At 40.2% G+C, this 21,654-nt stretch carries 20 protein-coding genes; 13 read left to right on the top strand and 7 right to left on the bottom strand.

From position 1 onward, the window contains the following. Nucleotides 1-371: 371 nt before the first annotated feature. Nucleotides 372-731, bottom strand: coding sequence for an EscU/YscU/HrcU family type III secretion system export apparatus switch protein (locus CXF95_RS13720; RefSeq protein WP_101199198.1), 360 nt, complete (start codon nucleotides 729-731; stop codon nucleotides 372-374). A gap of 15 nt (nucleotides 732-746) precedes the next feature. After that, nucleotides 747-3,077, bottom strand: coding sequence for a flagellar hook-length control protein FliK (locus CXF95_RS13725; RefSeq protein ID WP_101199199.1), 2,331 nt, complete (start codon nucleotides 3,075-3,077; stop codon nucleotides 747-749). Between the two features lie 271 nt (nucleotides 3,078-3,348). Between CXF95_RS13725 and ccmA the strand changes: the two genes are divergently transcribed. From ccmA to CXF95_RS13775, 10 genes are read left to right on the top strand one after another with little or no spacing between them, the layout of a single operon-like run. Continuing rightward, nucleotides 3,349-3,978 (top strand): cytochrome c biogenesis heme-transporting ATPase CcmA, encoded by a 630-nt coding sequence (gene ccmA / locus CXF95_RS13730; protein ID WP_101199200.1) that lies wholly within the window; start codon nucleotides 3,349-3,351, stop codon nucleotides 3,976-3,978. Further along, on the top strand, nucleotides 3,978-4,643 hold the full coding sequence (gene ccmB / locus CXF95_RS13735) for a heme exporter protein CcmB (protein WP_101199201.1): 666 nt from the start codon (nucleotides 3,978-3,980) through the stop codon (nucleotides 4,641-4,643). The genes ccmA and ccmB overlap by 1 nt, the downstream gene beginning before the upstream one ends. Beyond that, nucleotides 4,643-5,401 (top strand): heme ABC transporter permease, encoded by a 759-nt coding sequence (locus tag CXF95_RS13740; protein ID WP_101199202.1) that lies wholly within the window; start codon nucleotides 4,643-4,645, stop codon nucleotides 5,399-5,401. The genes ccmB and CXF95_RS13740 overlap by 1 nt, the downstream gene beginning before the upstream one ends. After that, the gene (gene ccmD / locus CXF95_RS13745) at nucleotides 5,401-5,724 is read left to right on the top strand and encodes a heme exporter protein CcmD (RefSeq protein ID WP_101199203.1); all 324 of its coding nucleotides are present in this window, start codon (nucleotides 5,401-5,403) and stop codon (nucleotides 5,722-5,724) included. The genes CXF95_RS13740 and ccmD overlap by 1 nt, the downstream gene beginning before the upstream one ends. After that, nucleotides 5,721-6,206 carry a cytochrome c maturation protein CcmE gene (gene ccmE, locus CXF95_RS13750; RefSeq protein WP_101199204.1) on the top strand — a complete coding sequence of 162 codons (486 nt, stop codon included), beginning with the start codon at nucleotides 5,721-5,723 and terminating at the stop codon, nucleotides 6,204-6,206. Before ccmD ends, ccmE begins: the two co-directional genes overlap by 4 nt. 2 nt (nucleotides 6,207-6,208) lie before the next feature. Beyond that, the gene (locus CXF95_RS13755; protein WP_101199205.1) at nucleotides 6,209-8,215 is read left to right on the top strand and encodes a heme lyase CcmF/NrfE family subunit; all 2,007 of its coding nucleotides are present in this window, start codon (nucleotides 6,209-6,211) and stop codon (nucleotides 8,213-8,215) included. Next, nucleotides 8,212-8,784: a redoxin family protein gene (locus CXF95_RS13760; protein ID WP_101199206.1), complete on the top strand. Its 573-nt coding sequence runs from the start codon at nucleotides 8,212-8,214 to the stop codon at nucleotides 8,782-8,784. The genes CXF95_RS13755 and CXF95_RS13760 overlap by 4 nt, the downstream gene beginning before the upstream one ends. Further along, on the top strand, nucleotides 8,781-9,233 hold the full coding sequence (locus CXF95_RS13765; RefSeq protein ID WP_101199207.1) for a cytochrome c-type biogenesis protein: 453 nt from the start codon (nucleotides 8,781-8,783) through the stop codon (nucleotides 9,231-9,233). Before CXF95_RS13760 ends, CXF95_RS13765 begins: the two co-directional genes overlap by 4 nt. Then, nucleotides 9,230-10,492 carry a c-type cytochrome biogenesis protein CcmI gene (gene ccmI / locus CXF95_RS13770; RefSeq protein WP_101199208.1) on the top strand — a complete coding sequence of 421 codons (1,263 nt, stop codon included), beginning with the start codon at nucleotides 9,230-9,232 and terminating at the stop codon, nucleotides 10,490-10,492. Before CXF95_RS13765 ends, ccmI begins: the two co-directional genes overlap by 4 nt. Next, complete coding sequence (locus CXF95_RS13775) at nucleotides 10,492-11,256, top strand: VacJ family lipoprotein (protein WP_101199209.1); 765 nt, start codon at nucleotides 10,492-10,494, stop codon at nucleotides 11,254-11,256. Before ccmI ends, CXF95_RS13775 begins: the two co-directional genes overlap by 1 nt. 332 nt (nucleotides 11,257-11,588) lie before the next feature. On the opposite strand, the gene CXF95_RS13780 is transcribed toward CXF95_RS13775, so the two are convergent. The 5 genes from CXF95_RS13780 to CXF95_RS13800 all read right to left on the bottom strand — a co-directional run bounded on the left by CXF95_RS13780 (nucleotide 11,589) and on the right by CXF95_RS13800 (nucleotide 15,708). Then, complete coding sequence (locus CXF95_RS13780) at nucleotides 11,589-12,002, bottom strand: DUF86 domain-containing protein (RefSeq protein WP_101199210.1); 414 nt, start codon at nucleotides 12,000-12,002, stop codon at nucleotides 11,589-11,591. Then, nucleotides 11,995-12,402 (bottom strand): nucleotidyltransferase domain-containing protein, encoded by a 408-nt coding sequence (locus CXF95_RS13785; protein WP_101199211.1) that lies wholly within the window; start codon nucleotides 12,400-12,402, stop codon nucleotides 11,995-11,997. The genes CXF95_RS13780 and CXF95_RS13785 overlap by 8 nt, the downstream gene beginning before the upstream one ends. 361 nt (nucleotides 12,403-12,763) lie before the next feature. Beyond that, complete coding sequence (gene galE, locus CXF95_RS13790; protein ID WP_101199212.1) at nucleotides 12,764-13,780, bottom strand: UDP-glucose 4-epimerase GalE; 1,017 nt, start codon at nucleotides 13,778-13,780, stop codon at nucleotides 12,764-12,766. After that, nucleotides 13,780-14,088, bottom strand: a complete 309-nt coding sequence (locus CXF95_RS13795) for a DUF6170 family protein (RefSeq protein WP_101199213.1) — start codon at nucleotides 14,086-14,088, stop codon at nucleotides 13,780-13,782. The genes galE and CXF95_RS13795 overlap by 1 nt, the downstream gene beginning before the upstream one ends. An 84-nt stretch (nucleotides 14,089-14,172) precedes the next feature. After that, a complete protein-coding gene (locus CXF95_RS13800; protein WP_101199214.1) occupies nucleotides 14,173-15,708 on the bottom strand; it encodes a peptide MFS transporter in 1,536 nt (511 codons plus the stop codon). An 827-nt stretch (nucleotides 15,709-16,535) separates the two neighbouring features. Between CXF95_RS13800 and CXF95_RS13805 the strand changes: the two genes are divergently transcribed. From CXF95_RS13805 to CXF95_RS13815, 3 genes are all read left to right on the top strand, one after another. Then, a complete protein-coding gene (locus tag CXF95_RS13805; RefSeq protein WP_101199215.1) occupies nucleotides 16,536-19,133 on the top strand; it encodes an SLBB domain-containing protein in 2,598 nt (865 codons plus the stop codon). Between the two features lie 26 nt (nucleotides 19,134-19,159). Then, entirely contained in the window at nucleotides 19,160-20,176 is a 1,017-nt protein-coding gene (locus CXF95_RS13810; protein WP_101199216.1) for a Wzz/FepE/Etk N-terminal domain-containing protein, read from the top strand. A gap of 508 nt (nucleotides 20,177-20,684) precedes the next feature. Then, nucleotides 20,685-21,647, top strand: coding sequence for a Gfo/Idh/MocA family oxidoreductase (locus CXF95_RS13815; protein WP_101199217.1), 963 nt, complete (start codon nucleotides 20,685-20,687; stop codon nucleotides 21,645-21,647). The last annotated feature ends 7 nt before the right edge of the window (nucleotides 21,648-21,654 follow it).

Here is a 21,654-nt window from a genome sequence, read left to right on the forward strand (position 1 = left end):
CCTTTTATAGCTCATGAGAATACATAACATAACTTCTCATTTAAGCACTGTGTAATACACTGACTAATAACGTTTTCGGCTGATTGGCTCATAACTGAACTTATTCTATTGTTTAATTAAAACACTGCGAACACTCGAGCTCTTCTGATTGTGCGCTCTTCTCAATAGAAATAGTAGGGTTGGCGATAGTTTAGGGCTGTTTTTCTAAATAATGATTAAACACATTCTTTGAAGGTGTTGATATCTTATTACATTTTTATGTTTTACATAGAATAGTGGGTTGTTTTTTAAACTGAGTGGCTTTTTAACTCGTTTTTACAGTTTTGAGTATCAGATAAGTACCTTAAATCAAAAAACATAAGGGATCCCACTTACACCTTTTTCGACACTTTATTATGCATTTTTGCCCAGCTATCAGGAAACTTACCTTGCAGTACATAGGAGAACGATATGAGTTCTGCTATTACGTGATAAAGCTGATCTGGGATTTCTTGGCCTAAGTCTAAGGTGGCTAAAAAGTCACTAAGGTACGGATCTTCATGGACCAAGACTCCGTTTTGTCTTGCAAGTGTAATTATTTCCTGGGCCAAGTCGCCAAAGCCTTTCGCTATAATGGTAGGTGCCCCTGCGGATGACTCGCCATCGTTAATCCCAGCATCTTGACTACTCTGATCATATTTAATGGCAACGGCGCTTTTCTGGCTGGGCTTTTTTGATGTTTTATCGGTCATTGATGTCTAAGCCTCCTAAGCTTTAGCCTGGAACATATGGTAAGGACGTTGTTGCAGAGTATCTGGGATTTTACCTAACTGGCACTGGCTTTTACTCACTTCAATGCCAAGGGAGTCAAGTTTTCTGCGTAGTAATGGTAGGAAATTCATCACTTGAATTTTCACCGTTTCATTGGAAGCATAAAAATTTATTTCTAAGGTGTCAGCTCTTAGTTTAGCTTTTGTTAATAACTCTCCCAACTCGCCAACGGCTAACTTCATAGTAAGTTGCCATGTTTTATTACTTTGCTCATCGTCTGAATCATGTTCTTTATTGTGTTCTTCCCGTTTAATTAACAATTCAACGTCTTTAATCGTGCCTCCTAAAGCTGAAGGCAAATTGTAGTAGAAGGTTTCTTGACCTTGGATCATCTGTTCTGCATTGCTAAGTTTGTTTGTCTGATGACCAGATAACAAACGACCAATCTCTTTCATTAATTGGTGTTTTTGTTCCAATTGTGACATCTCGATCATGGCTTTAGGGCTGACACCTGTTTTGACCTTACTGGTGACGCCCAACACATCATTGACTGTTGCCGTAATATGTTCAGCACGACTCGATTGGTTACGTGCCAGCCTTGCACTGAGAGACATTTGTAATAGGGTGATCAAACCACTCATAAACCCTTGGTTTGATGCGGGGTTAATCATTTGTAACGCTGACAAATTAAGTGCTGGGGCGGTGAGTAATTGTCTTATTTGATTAGCGTCTTGTTCTTTTCCTTGGGGCAGTGCTTGTTTAATTTGTTGTAATACTTGTTCGACTAATTGTTTGCTTGACTGCTCGGTTGCCCCCTTAAAAAACTCGACATCCACTAAGGCTTTTTCTATTGATTGCAGGGTGATGGCTGGTGCTTCTGCTTTGGCCTGAACGATACGCAGTAAACTTTGTACTAGATTTATTTGTTCTGGTTTGTTGGCAAGTAGGCTTGGGTTGATAATACTTTGTGCCACAGGGTTTTGTTGTACTGCAGCTAATAAATTCGCCGCTGCCTCTTTCATGTTTAATCTGAATGTTTGAAAGGTATTGGAATCCACAGGTGGCGCAATAGGAGGCAACTTATTAGCAGTGGTCGTATTCTGCCATCCCTCTGTGCCTAACCTTTGGTTATTTAGGTTTAGCTCTGGGCGCGGCGCTTGAGAAGTTGCTTGGAACTGTTTGTTAGTATCACTGGGTAGATTTAGTTGTTTAATGACGGCTTGTTGATTCGGTAATTTGAGTGGTACTAATGCCTGTGCAATCTCCTTAGTGATAGGGATGTTAGCCACAGGCTGAGTATTTTGTAGCAACAAATTAATTTCACCATGGGGTTTTATTTGCAGTGTTAGCTTATCTATGGGTAATGACTGTAGTTTTTGTATCAGTTCTTGGTTTTGTTGATTATTGATTTTACTTAGTTGCTGTAAAACCGGCTTAATAGGCAGTTCAAAAGTCAGCGGTTTAGCCAAGTTAACTTGTTGCAAGCTGGCTTTAATTAGAGGTGTGGCGAGTATAGGTGAGAGTATACTTTGTTGATCTTTAGCGATTTTAATCTCGGGTATGGGTAAAACAGAAGTGGCTGGCTGGCTTTTTAACTGCACCCTATCTCCGCCGGTATTCTGATTAGATGCATCCGTTTTATTGGGTGTGATAGTGAGTTGCCAATTATTACCTTTGGGAGTGATGGCAAGGCTGATTTTGTCACCCACAGCAAACTGATTTAATGTTTTGGTAGGCAATGCAACTTCGAGTGGTTGACGCAGGTCAGTCAGATTAATCCTAAGGATGTTTTGCTGATGAGTGACACTTATACTTTTTAACTCTTTTGGGCTGGTTGTAACCTGTAGTTTAAGTAACTCGGCGGGGATTTGGGTACTGGATTGTTCTTTGGGCAATATGGATAATACGCTTGCATTAATCAGAGGCAGTTTAGTGGTTAGGTCTGAATTAGCCAGTAGGTTATTAGACATGATTTGTTTTGCAGGTAACCTGAGTAAACTTTGCAGTTGTTGCTCAGTAAGTGAAATGACAATGGTTGATTTGGCACTTGCCTGAGAAAAAAAATCAAGCGAAGGATTATTGCCTGTGGACAATTTAACTTGGTGGGTTTGCCCCTCTGCTAAATTGCCTTTTATCTGTGGATTGTTTAACAAAACAACTTTATTCAACAAAACAGTGCTTTTACTTAAACTTAAAACATTACCTGCAAGGTGTTTTACCAATACCTCAACACCTTGCCTCGCTACGTCAGATGTAGGGGTTAATTGACTCAGTTGAGTGAGTGCCTGAGATAGGGTTGCTTGGGAAGATTGAGAAATGTCAGGCATATAAACGTTATCGGCTGATATTCAGAAGTATGAGTTAAATCTTAGTTTACCCGCAACTAGCGTATATTGACTAATCTGCTTATTTATCTTTTAAATTGTTTTCTATTTCTGTTGTCTATTTTTCTGATTATTTTGTTACTAATTGGCACTCACTATTTGTTTTAGCTAGTAGGTCATGGCCTAACCCTATGATATTATTATAAACCAATTTGTTGCTTTCTTTGTCGCACTTTTTTTTGTTTCACTCTTTATGGAAAAAACGAGGATACCTTTGGCGGTACTTTCTGTAACTAATTTATCTGTAGTCAAAAGAGATAGATTATTGTTTAAAAACGTAAACTTTGCCGTTAAGCAAGGAAGTTTACTGTACGTCAAAGGGCAAAATGGGGCCGGTAAAACCAGTATGCTTAGGGTACTGGCTGGTTTAGTTGCAGCTGATTGTGGCGAAGTGTATTTCACCCTACAAAATATCAAAGATTGCCGCGAACATTATCACCAACATTTAGTGTATTTTGGTCACAAGTTGGGCATTAACTTAACATTAAGTGCGGTGGAAAACTTGCAGTATTGGTGCAAGCAGCATCAGGTGGTTATTTCCGTTGATACAATATTTTATACTTTAGCTCAGCTTAATTTGGTTGGGTTAGAAGATATTCCTGTCTCCAATTTGTCAGCTGGACAACAGCGTAGAGTGGCATTAGCAAGATTTTGGTTTAAACAAGATGCAAAATTATGGATTTTGGATGAACCTTTTACCGCCCTTGATACTCAAGGTATTGAGTTGTTAAGCAAACACATCACTTCTTTTCTCAGAGGTGGTGGCGCTGTGGTGATGACTTCCCATCAAGCTTTACGTATTGATTATCCAACAGACGAACTGACATTGGAGTATCGGATTTAATGGCAGCATTGATGGCTATTTTAAAGCGTGACTTAGCCTTGGCTTATAGGCAACGAGCTGAGTTGATGCAGCCAATGTTATTTTTTATTTTGGTGATAAGCTTATTTCCACTCGCTGTGGGGCCTGAACCTAAAACGTTACAACTTATTGGCCCTGGGGTGATTTGGGTTGCAGCAATATTGTCTTCACTGTTAGGTTTAGAGCGATTGTTTCGGGATGATTTTCAAGACGGGTCATTAGAACAGTTGATGTTATCTAGCACCTCATTACCTGCTGCGGCATTGATCAAAGTTGTGGCTCATTGGTTAACCAGTATTTTGCCATTGATTATATTGTCGCCTTTGTTGGCGTTGTTTTTACATTTGAGCGAACCCATGTATTGGGCATTGCTGAAAACTTTGTTATTGGGTACACCTTTATTGAGCCTAATTGGTGCTATAGCCGTAGGGTTAACTGTTGGGTTAAATCGTGGTGGTGTGCTGCTAGCTTTATTGCTACTACCTGTGTTTATTCCTTTGTTAATCTTTGCTACATCAGCTGTGGAATCGGCCTCAATGCAACTGCAATATAGTGCACAATTGGCGATCATTGGTGCTATGTTCCTTTTCTCTTTAGCTTTGGCGCCATTTGCCATCGCTTATGCACTTAGAGTGAGTCAAACCTGATGTGGAAGTGGTTACATCCTTACGCTAAAACTGAACGCACCTATCACTTATGCCAAAGGCTGTTGCCTTGGTTTAGTGTGCTGGGTTTGGCAGTGATTATAGTAGCAACTGTTTGGGGATTGGCTTTTGCCCCAACGGATTATCAACAAAGTGAAGCCTACCGCATTATTTATGTGCATGTACCCAGTGCAGTGTTATCAAAAAGCCTATATAGCGCTATGGCACTGGCTGCCATTATTGGTTTGGTCTGGCAAATTAAAACGTCTTTTATGGCAATGATAGCTTTGGCGCCCATAGGCGCAACTGTGACCTTTGTTTCACTTATTACTGGCGCTGCTTGGGGTAAACCTATGTGGGGGACATGGTGGGAGTGGGATGCTCGATTAACCTCGCAATTGATATTATTGTTTTTATTTCTTGGGGTGATTTCTTTATACAAGGCCTTTGAAGATAAACAGCAGGCAGGCAAAGCGGCTGGGGTCATGGCCATAGTGGGCGTGATAAATCTGCCGATTATTCATTACTCAGTACAATGGTGGAATACATTGCACCAAGGCGCCACCATAATGAAACTGGGTAAACCATCTATGCCCCCTGAAATGTTATGGCCACTATTGTTGTCTATTTTAGGGTGGGCACTTGTCAGTGGTGCTATTTTTTTATTACGTATGCAAAACGAAATTTTACAACGAGAAATTAGGCGCCCGTGGGTGGTGGCTTTGGCAAACAAAAGCTCAACGTTAAGTGAAGGCAAATAATGTATTTTGATGACATCAATAGTCTCTTTGATATGGGCGGTTATGGTCTATACGTATGGCTGTCTTTTGGCTCCGCAGCCTTTAGTTTGTTAGTTTTGTGGTTAGACTCACTTTTTTCAAAGCGAAGATTAATAACACAAGTATTGAATGAACAAACAAGGCAAGGGCGAATTAAAGCTGCGGCTAAGCAAAGTGCTACAGCTGAACAAAGTGCTACAGCTGAACAAAGTGCTACAGCTGAACAAAGTGCCACAGCTGAACAAAGTGCCACAGCTGAACAAAGTGCCACAGCTGAACAAAAAACTAACGGAGAAACAATATGAACCCAAGGCGTCAAAAACGTTTGATGGCTGTGTCTGCAATCTTACTAGTAGTGGGCGGTGCTATCGGTTTGATGTTGTATGCTCTAAGTCAAAATATCGATTTATTTTATACGCCATCTGAAATTATTGATGGAAAAGAAGGGAAAATCCCTGAAGTCGGTCAGCGATTACGCATCGGTGGCATGGTTGTGCCCGGCACCGTTGAGCGGGACCAAGAAACCTTAACTGTGAGCTTTGATTTAGTCGATATCGGTCCCGCGGTGACTGTGAGTTATCACGGCATACTGCCTGATTTGTTTCGTGAAGGGCAGGGTATTGTGGCAACAGGTGTCTTGACTAAAACTAATCATATTGACGCTCATGAAGTACTGGCTAAACATGATGAAGAATATATGCCGCCAGAACTGGCAGAAAAAATGAAAGGCATTAAACACGTTAAACCAGAAAATGCCAGTTATGGCAACACAGGAGCGAGTGAATAACTATGTTAGCTGAATTAGGTCATTTCGCTTTAGTACTAGCCCTGATGACGGGCATATTATTATCTATTTTCCCCATGTGGGGCGCCTATAAAAATCATTCACAAATGATGGCCATGGCGAAACCATTGGCAATAGGCATGTTTGTATTTACCGCTTTTGCATATGGTTGCCTGACCCATGGATTTATCACTGATGACTTCAGCATAGCCTACGTAGCGAACACATCGAACAGTACATTGCCGATCTATTATAAAATAACGGCTGTGTGGGGAGGGCATGAAGGTTCATTTTTACTATGGGTGTTGATATTTTCTATTTGGACCGTGGCGGTAGCGCTGTTTAGTAAGGCTATCCCCATGAGAATGGTCGCCAGAGTGTTATCTATTTTAGGTATGGTAGGTATTGGCTTTTATTTGTTTATGTTGCTTACCTCTAACCCTTTTGATCGTCTGTTACCTTTCTTTCCTATTGATGGCAAAGACTTAAACCCGTTGTTGCAAGATTTTGGGATGATCATTCACCCTCCTATGTTGTATATGGGGTATGTGGGTTTTTCTGTTGCCTTTGCCTTCGCGCTTGCTGCGCTGATTTCTGGGCAATTAGACTCCACTTGGGCGCGCTGGTCTAGGCCTTGGACGTTGGCTGCATGGTCTTTTCTAACAGTAGGCGTAGCGCTTGGCAGTTGGTGGGCCTACTACGAATTGGGTTGGGGCGGTTGGTGGTTTTGGGATCCAGTTGAAAACGCCTCGTTTATGCCATGGCTGGTAGGTACCGCTTTGATCCATAGTTTGGCCGTCACTGAAAAACGCAAAGTGTTTAAGTCTTGGACCGTTTTGTTAGCTATATCTGCGTTTTCATTAAGCTTACTTGGTACGTTCTTAGTGCGTTCAGGGGTGTTAGTTTCAGTACATTCATTCGCGAGTGATCCTAGTCGTGGATTATTTATCCTTGGCTTGTTAGTAATAATTATCGGCGGCTCTTTGGCTTTGTATGCCTATAGGGCACCTCAATTAAAAGGGAATGGTAGATACCAACTGTTTTCAAGAGAAGTGTTATTGATTGGTAATAATGTGTTCTTAACCGCGGCTACCTTAGTGGTGTTATTAGGTACCTTGTTACCCTTGGTACATAAAGAAATCGGTATGGGCTCTATTTCAATCGGCGCACCCTTTTTTAATCAAATGTTTACCTATCTTATTGTGCCATTTGTACTGTTTATGGGTATTGGCCCGCTGTCACGCTGGAAAAGCCAATCCCCTCAAGCGTTATATAAACAACTGTTGATTGCATTTGGTTTAAGTGTGTCAGCCGGGATCTTGGTGAATGCTAGTTTCGAGCAATCTAGCTATATGGCAGCGTTAGGCTTAGTCATGAGCTTTTGGATTATTATTACGACTATCATGGAAATACGGCAGCGTATTCAGCCACAAGTTGAGTCAGGTAAATTTACCATTTTACAAAGCCTTAAAAAACTGACCCGAAGCCATTGGGGTATGGTATCAGGCCACCTTGGTTTTGCGGTAACCCTTATCGGTATTGCATTAGTCAGTGCATATAGTGTGGAACGCAATGTAAGGATGGCTGTGGGAGATGGTGTCACTTTGCAAGGATATGAATTTGTTTTTAAAGGTGTTTCAGTATTTGCAGGACCTAATTATACGGCCGATGTTGGGCATCTAGATATTTACCAAAATGGGCAGAAAATATCGTCACTCGCTGCTGAAAAACGTTTTTATCCGGTACAACGAAATGTTATGACGGAAGCGGGCATCGATTCAGGTTTCACACGAGATTTATTTGTAGCATTGGGCGAACAGCTTAAAAATGGTGATTGGTCATTACGCATTTATGTGAAACCTTTTATTAACTGGATATGGTTAGGTGCCTTTATTATGGCGTTTGGCGGGGTGTTGTCTATTAGTGATAAGCGCTATCGTATGGGGAAAATTGTCGTAAAACCTAAAGCTAATACAACACCAGCCCCTGCCTTAACGGAGCAACCATCTTGAAAAAAATCGCGGTATATTTAATCCCTTTGGGACTGTTTTTTGGGTTAATTATATTCCTGTATCAAGGATTGTTTTCCAATCCAAGGGAGCATCAATCTAGTTTACTAGAACAGCCCATGCCTGAGTTTGTGTTGCCTGATTTGATGAATATTGAGCAGACCTATACACAAGATGTATTTCTTGGCAAAGTGACCTTACTCAATGTTTGGGGGGTATGGTGTATTACATGCGCAATAGAGTTGCCTTACCTCAAGCAGTTGCAAGATGAAGGCAAACATATTGTAGGTTTGTACTTCGACCAAGATATGGATCCTGATTTTGGGATTAAGACAGTTGCTCGCGTGCAGCAGGAAGTCACCGACAAACTCAACCAATTAGGTAATCCTTATGCCTACAATATATTCGATGTCAAACGAGATTTGTCTATGGATCTGGGTGTCACCGGTGCTCCGGAAACCTATTTAATTGATCAACAGGGCAAGATACGTTTGCATCATATTGGTGATATGAATCCACGGGTTTGGAATAACAAATTTGCACCTATATATGATGCATTGGTGGCGCAATGAATCGATTAGTCGCCACATTACTTATTTTGGTGCTTGGGAGTTTTGCTAGCCTAGTTCTCGCCACAGAAGATAAATTTCACTTTGAATCTCCCGAAAAAACCGCTCTGTTTATAGAGCTAACTAAAGAATTGCGCTGTCCTAAATGTCAAAATCAAAACATTGCAGATTCTGATGCCATGATAGCGGTGGATTTAAAACGTAAGGTTTATGAGTTGCTGCAAAAAGATTATGACAAGGATCAGGTGATTGATTTTATGAAACAACGTTATGGTGATTTTGTGTATTACCAACCCCCAGTTAACCCTATGACAATTTGGTTATGGTTATTACCTGTATTATTTATTTTAGTGGCTTTGGCTGGAATAGTGATGACTCGTAAACGCCAACCATCTGAGATTAACGACGAACAACTAGCTAAAGCACAAGCAATTTTGGAGCGTGACGAGTGAGTCTTTTTTATCTAGGTGCGGTGTTATCTTTTGTTATTTTCCTCATGTTTATTCTATTTCCTTGGTTCACAAAGAGTCCCGATGACACTGTTAGTACATTAACCAATAAGAGCCTGATTAAACAACGTCTAACAGAATTACATACCGAGCAACAGCAAGGTTTGTTGAGTGATACCGATAGATTACAGTCAGAAAATGAGCTAAAGCTTGCTTTGTTGGATGAAACTAAAACGAGTCAAAGCAACGAGACGAGTGTGGGTATTCCCCTTGCAATTGGTGCATTGGTTAGTTTGTCAGTCGGTATAGGTGTGTATCTGTATTCGAACCAGATCCAACGTATCGATCAATGGCAGATGGCGCAACAACAAACCAGTGAGCTTGGCCAGCGAATGATTAAAGGTGATGAAAACCTTAATTTAAAAGATTTACAAACCTTTGCTTTAGGACTAAGAACAAAACTGGTAGACACCCCAGAAGATGCTACCGGGTGGATGTTGTTAGGCCGAGTATCTGGCGCCATTAATAGGCTAGACAGTGCTATTCAAGCTTTTGAAAAGTCTTTACAATATGATCCTAATAACATTGGAACCTTATCCAGCTATGCTCAAGCGTTGTTGATGACGGGCCAAGAACAGCAAGTATTCCAGGCTAAACAAGTGCTGTTGCAAATACTGGATTTAGAACCAGATAATACTAATGCTATGGGGGTTTTGGCTATTGCTGCCTCTGAATTAGGAGACAAAGCATTAGCATTAGAAAATTGGCAAAGGTTAGTGGCTTTTATACCGGACTCAGATCCCAATAATGCGGCTGTTAATCAACGTATTTTGCAATTACAGACCGAGCTAGATCAAGATAATCAGCAAGTAGCTCAAAACCAGTCTAAAGTATCTACCGATAACCTAAGTACAACACGAGTGTCGTTAACAATTAATATCAGTGATGAATTGCAGGCTAAATTGCCTGGAAATGGTTTTCTATTCGTATTCGCTCAAGAAAGTAGCGGACAAGTGAAAATGCCTGCTGCTGTAGTAAAAATGCCTCTTGGAGAATTCCCTGTTGTGGTGGAGTTGTCTAATGACAATGCTATGACACCCAATTATACCTTGTCGCAATTACAACAAGCTAAGTTGGTGGCTAGGGTTTCTATTGATGGAATCGGGACTCAGTCAGCGGGTGACTTTCAAGGAGAATTGCTCGTGACTTTGAGTGCGAACGAGATGACGCAAGAAACGATAACCATAGATAGGGAATTATGATGAAAAGCGCAAGTGTTCTAGCTTTGGTAACCGCCTTGCTGATACTGGGTGGTTGTGCATCTCAGCCCGCTGCTATAGAACAATCGCAGCAGTTTGCAGATCCTAAAGATCCCTTAGAGTCATTAAATCGCACGATGTGGGATTTTAATTATGAAATATTAGATGAATACCTATTACGACCTACTGCTGTAGCCTATGTGGACCATATGCCACAAATAGCACGTACTGGGTTATTGAACATGGCAGAGAACCTTGAAGAGCCTTCCAACAGTCTTAACAATCTGTTGCAATGGAAACTGGATGGCACTTTTATCAGTCTAGGGCGTTTTCTGCTGAACTCTACCGTGGGGTTGTTGGGCTTGATTGATGTCGCCAGTGAAATTGGTTTAGAGCCTAAGGAAGAGGAATTTGGAGAAGTACTGGGTAAATGGGGGCTAAATACCGGGCCTTATTTGATGATACCTGCTCGAGGACCAAGTGATGTGCGCAGTACAGTAGGAGATGTGGTAGATACATCTTACTCTCCTCTTGACGGCCTTAACCTATATTTCAGTGTTTTGCGAGTAGGAATTAAAGCATTAGAAACCCGAGCATCCTTGTTACAGCAAGAGCAACAACTGAACTCTTCTTCCGATCCCTATGCTTTTGTGAAAAGTGCTTATTTTCAAAATTTAGAATTTAAAGTGAAAGATGGAAAAGTAGAAAAGTCTGAAGAGGAAGCCGCATTAGAAGATGATATCGATGCGTTTTTGGATGATCTATAGCGCCAGTAGATAGTGGCTAGTAGATAGTAAATAGTAAATAGAAAAAACAAGAGCGTTTGCACCACCGAGGAAAAGGAGCGCTGCGCTTCACAGAGAAAATCAACTGATTTGTTAAGATAAGATTTAAAGAGTGGCACGATAAATATCCAACCTTTTTTAACTTCTGTTAATCTTTTCCTCGGTGATCTCATTGTCCTCGGTGGTGTAAACGCTTTTGCTTTTAATTCGTTTAAAAACAAAAGCGTTTACACCACCGAGGAAAAAGAGCGTCGGGCGCCGAGCGCTGCGCTACACAGAGGTTTAATATCTTTTAAGTGAAAGGAGCATTGGATTTAGAGGTTTGGTATTAATTTAATGGCTTTGATAAAATATTGGAAATCAATCAAATGGTTTTCAACAATAAACCTAACAATATCAATATTGAGTTCTTGATAGTCATGCACAGCTATATTTCTTAATCCCACCATCTTTTTTAAGTTTACGGCTACTTCTTCAGGCAGCAATACAGCCTTAAATAACAGTTCAAAGGCGTCTCTACTGGATTGTGGTATGCCTAGTTTTTTTTGTTTATTAACATAATTGGCTAGATCAATTGATGCTTCACAGGCTCGCTGTAAATTTAATACAATGGAATCCTGACGAGTAAAGTCAGTAGATAAGTTATCTGCAACTTCAGCGTATACACTATTGATGCGTTGTAAACATCGCTCAATGGTAGCGATTTTATTGATGACTACATCATTCATTTGCCAAACTCATGTGTTGCTTCAAAATATCTGCTCTTTCGTCATTTAAGTGCTGATACATTGACATAACCTGCATTTCAAATAAAGCCGCATAGTTTGCTGCATCATAAATACACATTCCGTGATGAATCACTTGGTTTTGCATAACAGTAGAAGCACTTAATAAATCGACTAAATCAACATCGTTTTTTAATGCTATTGTTAGTTCATTTTGCCATTGCCAACGAGCAACAGGGTCGAACTTGTTTGCTCCTAATATGGCAATATCAATGTCACTTTGCGAATCCGACTGATTATTTGCATGCGAGCCAAATAAATATATCAGCTTAATACTCTGAGACTGTTCCAATACTAGTGAACGAATGTCATTAATTAACTTCTCCTGGGATCTCACAGCCATAAAAGTACCGAGTTCTATATTGATTCTGTTTTAGTTTAACCACACAGCTAGCGAATACCAAGCATAGAAAACAAATTGCAAAGCAGTAGACGGTAAATAGTGGCTAGTAGATAGTAGATAGAAAAAACAAGAGCGATTACACCACCGAGGAAAAAGAGCGTCGGGCGCCGACCGCTGCGCTACACAGAGAAAATCAACTGATTGTTAAGATAAGATTGAAAGACCAACACAACAAACATCCAACCTTTTTTGTCTTATTTTCATCTTTTCCTCTGTGCGCGGCACCCGGTGATCTCATTGTCCTCGGTGGTAAAAAATTCTTTGCTTTTAAGTTGTTTAAAAGTTCTTTAGGTTTTAAAGGTTATTTATAACCTTCTGGGTTACTTGCTTGCCAGTTCCATGAGTCTTTGCACATTTCTGCGAGTCCTCTGGTGGCTGTCCATCCCAGGGCTTCGCTGGCCGTTTTAGGGTCAGCATAACAAGAGGCTACATCACCTCCTCTGCGGGGAACAAATTGATATGGGATAGCTTTGCCGCTTTGTTTTTCAAACTCTTTGACCATATCTAATACACTATATCCCTGACCTGTGCCGAGGTTGTAAGTCACAATACCTGGGTTTGTGTATAGTTTATCTAAGGCTTTTAAGTGACCTGCTGCCAAGTCCTCTACGTGGATATAATCTCTAACACCCGTTCCATCAGGGGTATCATAGTCGTTTCCGTAAATAGATAAGTGGTCACGCTTTCCTGTGGCGACTTGGGTAATAAAGGGCATCAGGTTATTGGGAATACCATTGGGATCTTCACCTATACGTCCTGACGGGTGTGCTCCAACTGGATTGAAATACCTCAGCAAAGCAATGTTCCAGTTGTTGTCTGATTTGTATAAATCCCGTAACACCAACTCAACCATGAGTTTTGACATGCCATATGGATTGGTAGGGTGACCTGTTGGCATATCTTCGCGAAGTGGGAGTTCAACAGGATCGCCGTAAACCGTTGCCGATGAGCTAAACACCAAGTTTTTAACACCAAATTTGTTCATTGCTTCGCATAGCTTTAAAGTGCCATAGACGTTGTTGTTATAATAATTAAGTGGTTTTTTTACCGATTCACCCACAGCTTTTAATCCGGCAAAATGGATAACTGCATTGATTTTATGTTTGGAAAAAAGCAACTCTAAAATAGTGTGGTCGCGAATGTCACCTTGTACAAAAATGGTGTTTTTACCGGTTAATTCTTCCACGCGATTAAGGGATTCTTGAGAGGAGTTACACAGGTTATCGAGCACTATCACTTGATTTCCAGCCTCTAATAGCTGCAAAACAGTATGGCTACCAATATATCCTGCACCGCCTGTTACTAAAATTGTCTGCATTATTTGTCTCCTTCAGGATGAGGATTAGATTGAGGAATATATTTAGCACATAAACCGTACTGCACCGGTTTGACTAACATAGGATAAAGTAATGTAACTAATAATGCCCATATAATAGCCATCCAATTAGTCGCCATTTGAATTATAAGGATAAATACTGGGATCACGACCAACATTTTTAACACATTAAGGAATAATTTTTCAGGTCCAATTAATTTGCCTTGGGCCAATTGCACTGCTGCTAATCTTTGGGTCAAAGATAAAGACTGTAGTTGAGGGATTTGTTTGGTGGAAAAATACAACTTCATATGCAATGTGACCTGCTTGTAACGATTAAACAGCCCAAATAAGTAAAAACTTAGATGGGCATCGATTTTAATTCCCAGTTTACATTAGTTAAAGGGTTGTTCTATCGCTCCATCACGATTTTCATCTTGATGATCCGCCAGTTTTTCCCACTTCTTAGTCTTAAATGTAAATAAGAAAATGACAATACCAATTGAAATAGTAAATAAGCTGATTTGTAGATAAAGACTAGGCATATCTTCAACCTTATTAGGATCAAAGTTTCCAGCTAATAAACCAGCCACTACATTGCCGATAGAGTAAGTGAGTACAAACACCCCCATCATCTGACCCGCGAAACGTCTAGGTGATAATTTACTGACCGCTGATAAGGCAACTGGACTCAAACATAACTCACCTACAGTATGTAAAAAGTAGGTGGCGATCAGCCAATAAGGTGCCACCTTTAATCCTGTAGCAGCCACCTGGGCGGCAAAAAACATCACAAGAAATCCCGAAGCCATAATAATCAAACCAACAGCACATTTTAAACCGTAGGATGGGGTGATCATTTTTTTAGCCATGTTTATCCACATTGCTGCGAAAAAAGGCGACAAAATTACAATAAACATAGAGTTGGCAGATTGCAGCCATTCAGGTGGGATCTCAAAGGTGCCTATGATCCTGTCGGTGTAATTTTGACCAAATAGATTCAAAGATGAACCTGCCTGTTCAAAACCAGTCCAGAAAAATATAGACGCGATACACACTAAAAATAAAGCCCCTAGTTGACGCTTTTCATTAGGTGAATTGTTACCAAGAAAAAATATTGCAGCAAAGTAGCCTAAAAATAAGACGGTAGCGAGAATGGCAAATTTTTGTGCCACAACAACGGCATTAAATGCCATCAAGTTGTTCATCAACATATAAGCAACTACAGTCACAGCGAGTAAAAACAAACCTATAACTGACCAGCTGATTTTTGCCGCTTTTGGTGACAACCTAACTGTGGGCTCAGCACCAGCACCCTCTAACTTGATAAGTGTCTTCTTATACATGATTAAGCCAATACCCATGCCGACAGCAGCTGCGCCAAACGCCCAGTGCCATCCAAAGTTGATGCGCAAATAACCACAAACTGTATAACCAATAACCGAGCCTAAATTGATGCCAAGATAATAAAGGGTGTAACCACTGTCCCGTCTTTTGTCGTCACTTGAATACAACTGCCCTACTAAAGCGCCAATATTAGGTTTGAGTAAACCTGTGCCTAGTACCACTAAAATCAAGCCAATAAAAAAGGTATAGTCATTTGGAATAGCCAACACAATATGGCCACACATGATGATGATCCCGCCATACCAAACTGCTTGTTGTCCGCCAATTAAACGGTCAGCCATCCAGCCACCAGGTAAACCCATTAAATACACTGAGCCAGTATATAGACCATAAATAGCAGTTGCCGAAGCAACAGTGATCGCTAACCCACCTTCTTGAATTGATGCTGTCATGAAGAGCACCAGCATGGCACGCATGCCGTAGTAACTCATACGCTCCCACATCTCGGTCAGAAATAGTGTGGAAAGCCCCCCTGGATGACCCAGGAAATCTTTTGTTTTTGTTTGAACTGATTCAGTTGTCATGAAGTCTGCCTTTTATTTTTATAATGTTTGACAAGTTAGTCTGAGCCTTAAGAAACAAGCCTCCCTGAAGGCCGAAAGTATCTAATGGCAATGAATTATCAATACAAACCAAACTGTTTTTAAGAGCTGTATTGATAGAACGTCAAACTATGTCTGTCATTTTGACGCATTGTTTATACTAGAGCGCTGAGATTAAAACAACTATGGAGTCAAAAAACAGACTATGTGACGGGGGTCTTTATTTCTGCTTTTTTATTAATTGATAAAATTTATACATCATCGACACCTCTCGTAGGAATGAAAAAGCTAATTATCATCAAGAAGATGATTTTGCTCTTTCCTTAGAAAATATTAAATAAATTAGGAAAAATACGACTGAAACAGCGCCGAAGCTCTCTGTTGTCTTTACAACAATACCAAGAGTAAACAACATCCTGTGGTGAGGCAAACGGCAAGACCTGACTCTCGACATGCTAGTCTTTTTCCAAGTGATGCACTTATTATTTGAATCCAAGAGATAAATAGTCAACACTATCGATGTACTATCAGAATAGCTGGCATGAAGTGTCTAAAACGATAAGAGGGATTGTGTCAGTATCCATTTAAAACTGTTTATATATTTTGTTTTTTCGAAACAATAAATGTTATATTATTATTGGTTTATTTTGTTTAAATACAACATCTTATGCTATATTGCTGGTGGGCTTTTAACTCCGAAATTTGAGTGATAAGTTTAAGTTTATATTTAACTTAATTACGAATTCAGTTAGCATCCTTGGCCGCTCAAGTATGAAAGATTCGAGCCTTTTTATTATATGGATAGAAGTATGTTAAGAAAGTTTGAAATTCGAGTAATTGTTTTGTTATTTTACGTAGTTACGCAGGCTGTTTTTGCGTTTACGCCTACGGCGCAGCAAATTCAACAACTAAAAACCATGCCACGGGCCCAGCAAGAAGCACTAGCCAGGCAAATGGGCATTGATCTATCCAGCTTTCAATTAAACTCGAACCCAACGCAAAGAGTTAACGTTGAACCTGAAACAATGGTCAGCAGGCGCGTTGATGAAAATGCGGTGTCTAAGACCTTAGCAGAGCAAAGCGCGGCGCAAAATAACAGCAAATCCCTCAAGCCTTACGGTTATCAATTGTTCAGCAATGCCGCGGCGTCATTTTCTCCCTCACCCAATATGCCGGTTCCTGCCGATTACCTTATGGGGGCGGGAGACAGCATTAACATTCAATTATTTGGTAAAGAAAGTGGCCAATATGAGCTGGTTGTTAATAATGAAGGCGAGATCCAAATTCCCGAGCTAGGCCCTATGCCGGTGTTGGGCCTTAGATATGAAGAGCTAAAACAAGCATTAATTGAGCGTTACAAGCAGCAGATGATTGGCGTTTCACCACATATTACTATGGGCACTATGCGTACTATTCAAGTGTATATTGTTGGTGAGGCATACCGCCCCGGAGCCCTTATTGTTAATTCTTTATCAACCATTACCCATGCGTTATTTGCCAGTGGCGGAGTAAACGCCATAGGCTCATTGCGTAATATTGAATTAAAACGCGCTGGGCAAATTATTCGCACCTTTGACTTATACGACATGCTGATTTTCGGCTCAACCGAAAATGATATTAGGCTCCAGCAAGGTGACGTAATTTTTATCCCTACGGTTAAAAAACTAGTCAGTATTGATGGCGCTGTGAGGCGCCCAGCAATATATGAAGTAAAACAACAAGAATCGTTGGCAAAAGTCATTGAGATTGCCGGTGGTTTACTTCCTTCTGCCGCTGATCAGCTACAAATCGCCAGAAAAACACCGAAATCAGAACTAGAGGTTAAAAGCGTCAGTTTATTTGATGACACATTAACAAGCCTAAGTTTGTATAACGGCGACTTTATCAATGTGGCTGAGGCCAATAAAGAATTTTCAAACGCTATTGTTATCGCTGGTGCTTACGCGACACCTGGTCTTGTGCAATGGCAGCCAAGCTTACAACTTTCAAGCTTAATTAAGCCAAATACCTTACTTAATGGCACTGATTTAGATTACGCCTTAATTCTTCGCCGTGAAAAATTTGCCAGTCACAGCCAAGTTATTCAGTTTGAACCCAGTCGCGTGTTATCAGGCGAATTTGACACAACCCTTGAACGCTTTGACCAAATTACCCTGTTTAATCAATCTGGCTTTGATAGGATTGGCGGCGTTGAAGCTAAAGTGACTGGCGTTAATTTAGAAGGTAGCGCTGATGATTTAAAAACCACTGAGGCAGATTATTTAAAAGGTTTAGACTCACAATCATTTACTGAGAGCCAATTAATACTCACAAACTCTAAAAACTACTCACGTAAAAAATTACTGGCCCCTATTATTGCCCGCTTAAAAGATGAGGGTAGTAATGAAACCCCCGTTCAATTGTCTGAAATATCGGGGCAAGTAAAATATCCTGGCGTTTATCCCATAGCCGATAAAGGCAAGATAAAACAACTTATTCTAGCGGCGGGTGGTTTTGTCGAGTCTGCCTATATTCAAAATGCTGAACTATCACGTTCACAGATAAACGCCAGTGGTACCTTAGATGTTAAGCATATAAACGTAGACTTGGTTGACGCCATGTTAGGTAGTGAAAATGCAAACCTACAGATTTTAAGTAAAGATGCATTAAAGGTACACCGAGTGCCAGATTGGTATGACAGCAGAACGGTAGAGTTAGTGGGTGAAGTGGTGTTTCCAGGTAAATACCAAATTAAAAAAGACGAAACACTATCCCAACTACTTAGCCGAGCAGGAGGCTTTACCTCTAATGCCAGTTTAGATGCTGTCATATTCACCCGCGAAGAATTAAAACGCAGAGAAAAACAAAATTTAGAAAAAACAATCGAAAATCTAAAGCAACAATTTATTAACAGTAATGTGTCGGGTAGCCAAAATGTCAAAACCATCAATTTTGCAGATGCCAATCAGATATTGAATGAGTTGTTAAATGTTGAACCCGTTGGTCGCTTAATTCTGGATGTTGCACGTCTTAATGCTGACGCCAGCGAGAATGATATTCAATTAAAAGGCGGCGATAAATTGTATGTGCCCAATATTTCAAACTCAGTCTCGGTGGTGGGTGAGGTGTTTGTGGCCTCTACCCACTTGCTAGATAAAGGCACTACCGTTGCCGATTATATTAGTCGCTCTGGCGGCTTAACCGAGCAGGCAGACAGCAGTAAAGTTTATATTGTTAAAGCCAATGGCTCGGTAAAGGTGCCTAATAACGATTTTTGGTTTGGCGGTACAAGCGCAATATTAGAACCCGGTGACACTATTGTTGTGCCGCGAGACGTGGTGAATTACGAAAGGTTGGGTTTGTGGCAAACCGTTACACAAATAGTCTATCAATCGGCTGTGGCCTTAGTTGCGATTGGGAGGCTATAAGTCCTAACGGGCAATAGTAATTTATTATGACTGACAATAATGTAAACGAAACAAACACAGACACTGTTCGTTATGTGATGGTGGCCCCAGACAGTGCTATTAATGCCCGTCAAGATGACAGAATTGACTTACGTGAATTATGGGCTGTTATCTGGTCGGCTAAATGGATTATTATTGGGGTAACGGCTTTATTCGCTATCGCCTCGGTTTTTTATGCCCTAAGTTTGCCGAGTATATATAAAAGTGAAGTGTTACTTGCACCCGCCAGCAGTGAACAACAGAGTGGCTTAGGGGCATTAGCTGGTCAATTCGGCGGCTTAGCCTCATTAGCTGGGGTTAATTTGGGTGGCGGTAAAGCAGATAAAATCGATATGGCCATTGAGATCCTTAAATCCCGAGAGTTTTTTAGTCAGTTTGCAAACAAGCATAATATTTTGCCTGATTTAATGGCAATCAAAGAGTGGAACCAATCCACTAATTCAGTTATCTATGACGCAGAGATATATCTGCCTCAAAATGACGAGTGGGTGCGCGAAGCTAAACCACCGAAGCAAATTAAACCCTCGATGCAAGAAGCCATTGAGACATTTAAAAAGCTATTGAACATAGAGCAAGCTAAAGAAACTGGCATGGTGAATATCAGTGTTGAACATTATTCACCTTATGTAGCAAAGCAATGGGTCGATTGGTTAATACAAGATATTAACCTCAATATGAAAAGCCGTGATAAACAAGAAGCTGAAAAGAGCATTGCTTATCTGCAATCTCAAATCGAAAAAACCACAATTGCCGATCATAAAACCCTGTTGTATCAGTTGATTGAAGAACAAACAAAAACATTGATGTTCGCTGAAGTACGTGATGAATATATATTTAAAACTATTGATACGGCATTGGTCCCAGAATTAAAAGCTAAACCCAAGCGTGCTCTGATTGTGGTGTTAGGTGTCTTGTTGGGTGGTATGTTAGCGGTGCTTATTGTGTTAATACGTTATTTTGCTAGTAATAAAATCACTAGTGGCAACAGAGAAACTCAGAGTTAGCAATAGTTATTTTAGGTCTTACTGTTAAAGACAACTTTACTTGGATAACGTCTAAACAAGTGCCTCCTGAATTATAAAAACATTGTAACTATTCAGCCTGTTAAAAAATAAAGTTGCACTGATCTGGAGCTCCTATTGCCCGATCATTCTGATTTGCCATGCTATCTACATGGCACACCATTCTCTTCGACTATGAACCTAAGCGGCATTAATATTAATGAAGTAGTAGAGCGAACGAAGACGCAGTTGCAAAACGATGCGAATACTTCGCCTGCGCTGAAAGCTTCGATAGAGCTAATAATCAAGGTGAATATGATATTCGCATGACCAAAGTACCACAAAAGATATCGGGCTGCTTTCTGAGCATGAAGGCGCACCTCGCAAGTTAATGAATGTTGACAGACTTAAATCATTAGGCTGGGAATATTCAGTGTCGCTAGAAAAGGGTTTAGCTAAAGCTTGTCAGTGGTTTTGTGATAATCAAGATAAGTTAATAAGAGAGAGATAAATGTATAAAATATTAATAATTGGAGCGGGTCAATTAGGGGCCCGGCATTTACAAGGAGTATTGAAGAGTAAGCAGTATTTAAATATTACCGTTGTTGACCCTTCAAATAAATCTTTAGAAAATGCACGAAAGTGCGAAAAAGAAGTTGTTGTAGGAAACGAAAATAGTAATGTTTCATATTTAAATACAATACCAAGTCTAGACATTTTTTATGTTGTGATTATAGCAACAACAGCGAATGTTAGAGCAATTGTTACTCGAGAATTGCTTGAAAAAAACAAGGTTAGGCATATTATTTTCGAAAAAGTATTATTTCAAAAGGTCGAAGAATATAAAAACGTAGGTAATCTATTAAAACAACATGAAACTCAAGGTTGGGTAAATTGCCCAAGACGTGTATTTCCTACTTATCAAAAAATAAAAGAGTTACTTTGCGGTGAAGAGTTTTTGGATATGGAAGTCGTTGGTCATGGCTGGGGGCTTGCATGTAATGGTGTTCATTTCATTGATTTATATGCATATTTAACATCTGTTACTGACTTTGACTTATCAACTGAAGGGCTTGTTAAAGGGCTTGTTGATAGTAAACGGGAAGGATTTTATGAGGCAACGGGTAAATTACAAGGTGAAACCCGCAAAGGTCGATTTGAGCTTATATGTGAAGAAGCTGAAACCGGTAATTACTCTATAAGTTTGAAAACCCCACACTATGAGGTACAAATTAACGAGTTTGAAGGATATTATAGCTACCTACATAATGGCCAGTTAGTAAGGGAAAAACATAGTAACTTATATCAAAGTCAATTATCAGGTCTTAATGTTGATGAGCTGATCCTATCTGACTCTTCAAGTTTAACAAGTTTTGAAGAGTCATGCTCAATTCACCTCCCCTTTATTAAGTCTATGCAAGAGCACTTTGAGTCATCTTTGGGCAAAGAGTTAACTGCATGCCCAATTACATAAATATTAA

This window comes from Paraglaciecola sp. MB-3u-78 (assembly GCF_002835935.1).
Taxonomy (GTDB): Bacteria; Pseudomonadota; Gammaproteobacteria; order Enterobacterales; family Alteromonadaceae; genus Paraglaciecola.